The organism is Acinetobacter sp. WC-743, from assembly GCF_000335555.1.
Classification (GTDB): domain Bacteria; phylum Pseudomonadota; class Gammaproteobacteria; order Pseudomonadales; family Moraxellaceae; genus Acinetobacter; species Acinetobacter bereziniae.
This window is the reverse complement of record NZ_AMFQ01000117.1, coordinates 22,940-29,666: the sequence shown is the minus strand read 5'-3', so window position 1 is coordinate 29,666 and position 6,727 is coordinate 22,940. Positions and strand designations below refer to the sequence as shown.

8 protein-coding genes are annotated in these 6,727 nt (G+C 33.8%); 1 reads left to right on the top strand and 7 read right to left on the bottom strand.

The features are described 5' to 3' along the window. Nucleotides 1-9: 9 nt before the first annotated feature. The 7 genes from ACINWC743_RS17905 to ACINWC743_RS17870 all read right to left on the bottom strand — a co-directional run bounded on the left by ACINWC743_RS17905 (nt 10) and on the right by ACINWC743_RS17870 (nt 5,622). Nucleotides 10-1,169 (bottom strand): IS3-like element ISAbe12 family transposase gene (locus tag ACINWC743_RS17905; RefSeq protein WP_085947547.1). Its coding sequence is split into 2 segments (ribosomal slippage): nt 10-932 and nt 932-1,169, totalling 1,161 coding nucleotides; the frame shifts between segments, so codons are not numbered across the junction. 281 nt (nt 1,170-1,450) lie between these two features. Next, nucleotides 1,451-1,675, bottom strand: coding sequence for a hypothetical protein (locus ACINWC743_RS17895; RefSeq protein ID WP_004830777.1), 225 nt, complete (start codon nt 1,673-1,675; stop codon nt 1,451-1,453). A gap of 117 nt (nt 1,676-1,792) precedes the next feature. Beyond that, the gene (locus tag ACINWC743_RS17890; RefSeq protein WP_035301393.1) at nt 1,793-2,245 is read right to left on the bottom strand and encodes a hypothetical protein; all 453 of its coding nucleotides are present in this window, start codon (nt 2,243-2,245) and stop codon (nt 1,793-1,795) included. 524 nt (nt 2,246-2,769) lie between these two features. After that, nucleotides 2,770-3,027, bottom strand: coding sequence for a hypothetical protein (locus ACINWC743_RS17885; protein WP_004830774.1), 258 nt, complete (start codon nt 3,025-3,027; stop codon nt 2,770-2,772). A gap of 327 nt (nt 3,028-3,354) precedes the next feature. Then, a complete protein-coding gene (locus ACINWC743_RS17880) occupies nt 3,355-3,666 on the bottom strand; it encodes a helix-turn-helix transcriptional regulator (protein ID WP_004830773.1) in 312 nt (103 codons plus the stop codon). Next, nucleotides 3,663-4,994, bottom strand: coding sequence for a type II toxin-antitoxin system HipA family toxin (locus tag ACINWC743_RS17875; protein ID WP_009586422.1), 1,332 nt, complete (start codon nt 4,992-4,994; stop codon nt 3,663-3,665). Before ACINWC743_RS17875 ends, ACINWC743_RS17880 begins: the two co-directional genes overlap by 4 nt. A 163-nt stretch (nt 4,995-5,157) precedes the next feature. Continuing rightward, complete coding sequence (locus ACINWC743_RS17870; protein ID WP_035301392.1) at nt 5,158-5,622, bottom strand: Lrp/AsnC family transcriptional regulator; 465 nt, start codon at nt 5,620-5,622, stop codon at nt 5,158-5,160. A gap of 112 nt (nt 5,623-5,734) precedes the next feature. On the opposite strand from ACINWC743_RS17870, the gene rarD reads away from it, so the two are divergent. Beyond that, nucleotides 5,735-6,640 (top strand): EamA family transporter RarD, encoded by a 906-nt coding sequence (gene rarD / locus ACINWC743_RS17865; protein ID WP_009586415.1) that lies wholly within the window; start codon nt 5,735-5,737, stop codon nt 6,638-6,640. Nucleotides 6,641-6,727: the final 87 nt, after the last annotated feature.

Genomic DNA, 6,727 nt, shown 5'->3' with positions numbered 1-6,727 from the left:
TTTGTGATCCTAGACACTATCGTGGACAGTACTTCCCTCTAAATTCTTAAAATATTTCTGCTCAAAAGCTTCAGGGCTTAACCAACCATTTGCAGAATGCCTTCTGATTCGATTGTAGTAAACTTCAATATATTCAAACAAGACCGAATTTGCCTCTTTTCTTGTAGAAAATACACTGTCATGTACCACATGCCCTTTCAATGTATGGAAAAAACTTTCTGTTACTGCGTTATCCCAACAATTTCCCCTACGTGACATACTTTGTATTGCCTTATTTGTCAGTAATACAGCTCTGAAATCGCGACTGCAATATTGACTGCCTTGATCCGAATGAATCATCAAGCCTGTTGGATAACCCTGACGTGCAAGTGCATAGTTAAACGCATCACATACCAATTGACGATCTATTCGTGTACTTGTCTGCCAACCGACGATACGTCGGCTAAATAGATCTAGCATCACGCATAAATATAACCAGCCTTCCTTCGTTCGAATATACGTAATATCAGTCGTCCAGACCTTATTTGGCTCAGTTACAGTGAACTGTTGATCTAACAAATTTGGTGCTGTTGGCAAACGATGATTTGAATCAGTCGTATGCCTATATTTACGGGCAATTTTACTGTGTAATCCTAGTTTTTTAAGCATTCGACCTATTGTGCGCTCACTCATGCTGTAACCTAGGTCATGCATATCATGAACGAGGGATGGTGCACCTAAACGAGCGTGGTGCTGCCAATACACCGCTTGTAAATCATCATACTGCTTTGCTATACGTACCTGACGTTTTCTCCATGCATAGAACCCCGAAGTACTGACACCTAATTGTTTGCACAGTACAGTGACTTTAACCTTTTCCATTGCAAAGTCTTTGATTACCGTGTACTTCTCTTGCCTTGATCGGTGAGGAAATACACATGCACTTTTTTTAGTATGTCATTTGCCTCTTTGAGTTGTTTGACTTCTTTTTCTAGATCTAATATTCGCTGTTGCTCAGGTGTTAACTGACGTTTGCTTGATCCTTCTGGATTAGCAGTACGAATCCATTTATCAAGTGTCGAGTAACCAACACCAAGCTTTACCGCAATTGATGCTAATGATTCATGTGAGTTCGCAAGTGCATAATCAATTGCTTGCTGTTTAAATTCTGGACTAAAGCGTTTAGCCATGTGTACATCTCCAAAGTTAACGTTACATTATCTTCAGAGGGACAGTGTGTCCATTACTTTGGCTAGGATCACCGAATTGATCAGAACTATTCAATTAACATTACTCCAATCTTTTTTGTATTTTTAATGATTATTCATCAAAATATCAATTTTTATATACAATTATCACTATTAATTTATTCATTCTAAAAGTCGCATAACTCCATCTTATTCTAAATTACATAGTCTAAGACTACATCCCATGCAACCTTGATGATTCAAAAAAAAAGAAATTTTTTTTACTAACATTTTTTATAGAGATAAGATTTGATCATTTCATTTGCTTGTATGTCTAATAATTCATCAGCCACCCAAAATACAAAAGACTGATCTTGGACAAACACTTTTTTCTTTATATATGTTGTCACCAAGTTAGATGAAGCATTCTTCACTTTAAAAGATTTTTTATAATTTACTTTTCCAAGCAGCTTACTGCCATTCCAAGGTCCACCGATACAAAAGTTCATAGTATTTTTTATCAATTATTCACGTAATAAATGTAATGTATTTTGTTTAATTTTTAACTAATACTTTGGTCTAAATATCCAATAAACCTCTGAAAAGAGGTTTATTTATTTCATATTTTAAGGAATAGAAAATTTAAGTGGCTGATCTTTTTGCTGTAAAGGTATATTATTTTGCTTTAAAATTTGCTGTTGGTAGTCTTGCTCTGAAATCACTCCCCTATTTCTTGCCTGTTGAATAGATTTTAATTGTTGCTCATAAGTATGTGCGTTCAAAGCCTGAGTATCATTGTTTTTAAGTAGATATTGAGATCTTTCAAATGGACTCATATTTGAAGTATTGGCGCGATTTTCATTTATTCGGAGTACATTTGCATCACGTTGATTGATCAGATCTTTTTCTTGTTGTCTTGAAAGCTCAAAAAAATCAACTTGGTTATCATTGTTATTTTCATGTTGCGTTTCATTTTGCAGAAACACATAAGACTGAGGCTTCTTAAAGATATCTTCAGCACTATACACTGAACATGCAATTATTGATGTTATTAAGGTAGTTAAGAGTTTGTTCATCATAAATGTAAAATTTCAAATAAAAAAAGCAATTTTTGTATTTTATAATGGCGTTATCATATTTTCAAAGCTTAAAAAAATTAACTTGAATAACAATTATTTGTCTAAATTTATCACAGATTTAGACTGCATAAAAACTCACACTGAGTGAGTTTTTATTTGTTGAATTTTCATTAATCATAGAAAATTATCGTGGATACTGATTAAAAATAATCTAAAGCTAACACCAAAAATAATAGAATAATGGATAAAATTAAATATGTATTGATGTTATGAAAGCTCTTAAGATAGTCTAACATTCGTTATCTCCCATAAGAATTTAATAAAATGCTACACGGGTGATCATTTTTTAAAAGTTCAGGAAAACAAAACTAGACAAAAAAATACTCAATGAAATTCACTAATCGACTGATGAAACATTCATTTAGATGTGATTGATAACTATGCTAAATTACAGCACTCTATTTTTACTGAAAAAACAACAACTTGATCAAATGTTTATTCTAGAGTGCATTAACTAATCACCTTTAAACGATAAATTTAAATTCAAATTTTCCTTGATAATCAATTTGATCCAAATAATCTTTAATTTCATGAGCGATATTTCTAAATACTTCTAAAACATCGCTGGGTGGATCTATTAGCACTTCAATCTTAAAATTTTCATCATCTTTTTTTGTATGGTGTATATAAGTACCATCACAACTCATTTTTAACGTCAGATAATCTTCAATTGTGTCAGTAAACTGTTGTGTGACTAACTCAATTTTTGAAAACTTGTGCATTTGTGTTCTTTCCTCAATCTTATTTCGCGATCTGATAAAGAATCTCGTCTAGAGTCCTTTTGGGTTATAAGATCGATCTGTTATAGAGACGATGGCGCTTAAGCTACGAGTCTCTATATCGTATTTTTTAGATATATTAATTTAAAATTAGCTAAATAATCAAATTAAAATTTTAAAAGAATTATACCAATTTGAGATTTTGTATGACTTAATCAGCATTTTGTTCGTTTTTTTCTATTTAATTCTTATTTTTAATCTATATTGATGAAACCAAATTAACTGATTGAAAGTTGTAATTATTATTAAATTTAACCATCTGAGTAACGATCAAGTATTCGATGATTTAAAAATTTTTTCAACAATATGCTCATGCGTAGGGATGAGCCCAGCTTTTAATCCAAGGGGTTTAAACACTTTATCAACAACAGATTGAGTAAGTTTTCCTTTATCTTGCTCGATATCGCTAAGTGTACGTCGACTAATACCGACCAGTGTTGCATATTGTTCTTGTGACATACTTAATAGATTTTTCCGAAGATAAGCCAACAATTGCCCCATGCTTATTTCATTCATTAAGTACTTTGTATACAAATCAATCAGAACTTGCTGGCGATCTTGTGGTTGTTTTTTAATATTCATAAAAGTTCCCATCGCTTTAATTTAGCTTCAATGTAGTCGAATGAGAGTACAGGCATTTCAATGATCTGTTTGGGTATGCCCTTGTCTATTAATCTTTGTTTGAGTCCAAGCAATTTGTTTGCCAATGATTTTAGCGTCTCTAAAGATATATCAGGATCACACCACGGCGCCAATTTCTGTGAAATTTGAATCCATTGGTATTCACCACCTTCTTCATAAGGACTTCCCCATGTTGTTGACCTAATCACATGCTCTGGGTCTGCTTTCATAGGAGCAAAATCATAAATCGGAGAAAGAAAAACATTTCCAGTCTTTTTTAAAAATGAAGTATTACGCCCATGATTATCTGAATTACCAAAAATGATATTAAGTAAATCTCTTTCTAACCACTCGCAAACAAATTGAGTCGAATTAAACTTAGTATCTATGGTTTTAAGTAAAATACAAAGACTGTCAATCACTTCAAAATGATTAAGATGGCTCCCTGCTGACTTATTTAAAATTGAATACACTGATTCGAGTCCATATCGATGCCATCGTTGATCACACCATTCGGTATCAAATCTTGGCAACCACAATGAAGGATACCTTTCACCTTCAATAAGCCGCATATTGGCAGTATCAATTGTACTAAAACCCAGTTCATTCAATTCATGGTAATAATAATATTCAGCTCTTAGAATGTTACAGTCAATTTCACTGCGATTATTTCTCGGAAATTTAACCAAGTAATGCTGATCAGGAGTATCAAAGCTTTGTTGATAAGTATCAATCCAGACTTTTTGATCCGCTGTGTAACGCACAAGCAGTTTTGGTGCTTCACCACCTGCACCGGTTGCTCCCCCGCTAATAGCTCCCATTTGCTGTGCATACTCTAAAAAATCTGCATTACGATCAGCAACATCTGCCGTACTAAATTTGCGTAAATGTAAAGTGGACTCAAGATTTATGGGAGGAATTGATTCTTTAATTCGTAAATTTCCAACAGGTGCAATCACTCCTTTTTCTAATAAAATACTGTCTTGTTCTGCATGTGAGAATTTTTGTAAGTTCAGATAGTTAATCCAATAACGTCGTGCAGCACCTGAAGGAATAATATCATCTAAAAAGCCAAACCATGTTTTGGCTTCATGTTTAATAATCAGTTGCACTGGAAGCGATAAACTACAAGCATGTTCATCCCTTTTGTCTAAATATGAAATGGCGTATTCAATTTGGTACTCTAGTTCACAGGGACTCGCCGATCCCTTTTCAGGATCTAATATTTTAAGTTCTGCTATATCTAACCAGTGCGTATCAAATAATGCCTGTATTGTAAATTTCTTCATAAATAGAAATGAGCAATAATTTGCTCAAAATTAGCATGAAAAATAATAAATGTGAATATATTTGCTCATTTTTGCGAATTTAAAATATTTTTGTGCAAATTTTTGCTCAAAGCTACGCTTAAATACCACTATTATTTTTTGAACTTAGCCCCATAATTTCAAACTAATCTTGTGGGTGAAGTACATCCAAAGACACTTTAATTCGATCTAATACCACAGTTGTTTTAAACCATTCAACATTCGAGTTGCAATGAAATAGCTCATCACACAGTGCTTGAAATCGACTCATACTAGGAACAAGAAGGATTAAGATAAAATCAGCGTCACCTGTCACATAGTAGCATTGTTGTACTTCTGGTCTAGAAAAGCTTTGTTTTAATAGATCAAGATCAGCTATATGGGTTTTATTGACACGAACCTCGACCATGATCGTGATCACTTGATTGAGCTTATCGGGATCTAAAATTGCGGTATGTCCAGTAATATAGCCATGCTCTCGTAATTTCTGAATACGGCGCTGTACAGATGCAGTGGATAAATGTACAGCATCTGCCAACTCACGTAAGGGCGTTAAGCAGTCCTTTTGCAAGTGCATGAGTAATGCATAATCAAACTTGTCTAAGATCATATCAATTGATTGAATATCGTGAGAAATTTTCTCATTTATAATAAAAATTTTCAGCAAATTTATCAATCAAGCTGCAATAAAATATCGTTTTCCATTCAAATCGCTCACTCAGATGTCACAGCAATCCAATACCGCTTTAGGTATCACTCTCAATGTCATCGCTTCAATACTGTTTGCAATTATGTTTGCCTACACCTCCTTATTGGGTGCATTAGAGGGAAATGAAATATATGGTTGGCGAATTTTACTTACCTTACCCTGTTTGACACTTTTCATCATTGCTCAGGGAAATTGGTCACAGGTCAGACAGATTTATGAGCGCTTATATAAAGAACGTTTTTTTATATTCACTCGTCTGATTTCTTCATTTCTAATTGGATTACAACTTTGGTTATTTATGTGGGCACCACGTAATGGTTACGGATTAGATGTTTCCCTCGGTTACTTTATGATGCCTATCATAATGGTTATTTTGGGAAGAGTTGCGTTTAAAGATAAAATGTCAGCTTGGCAAAAATTATCCTGTCTTTTTGCAATATTCGGCGTGATTCATATGTTGTTTGTATCAACAACCCTTACATGGCCAACACTACTGATTTGTTTGGGCTACCCAATTTATTTTTGGCTAAGGCAGAAAACCAATACCAATAATATTGGCGGCGTTTGGTTCGATATGATACTCAGTCTGCCTTTGAGTATTTTCTTTATTCTCAAAGGTGGTGTTTTAACAGGTGCTTTAGGCTCGCCTTCTTATACACTGTTATTAATTTTAGGGCTAGGTTTAATCAGCGCACTCGCATTAGGATTTCAGTCTCTTTCAGCACCACACTTGAATTTGAGTTTATTTGGACTTTTGGTCTATGTTGAACCTGTTTTGCTATTTATTGTTGCAATCATATTCGGTGAGACAATTCATGCAACTGAATGGCCAACCTATATCGCGGTTTGGATGGCAGTCTGTGTATTGGTTATTGAAGGTCTCATAAGTCTAAAGAAAAAAAGCAGTACTCAAGTATAATTTATATATTCGTCATTTTGCTATTGAGATTGTTAAGTTCGTTCAGGCTAATTTTTTATAGTAGAACCCATCTGCTGAATCTACAGG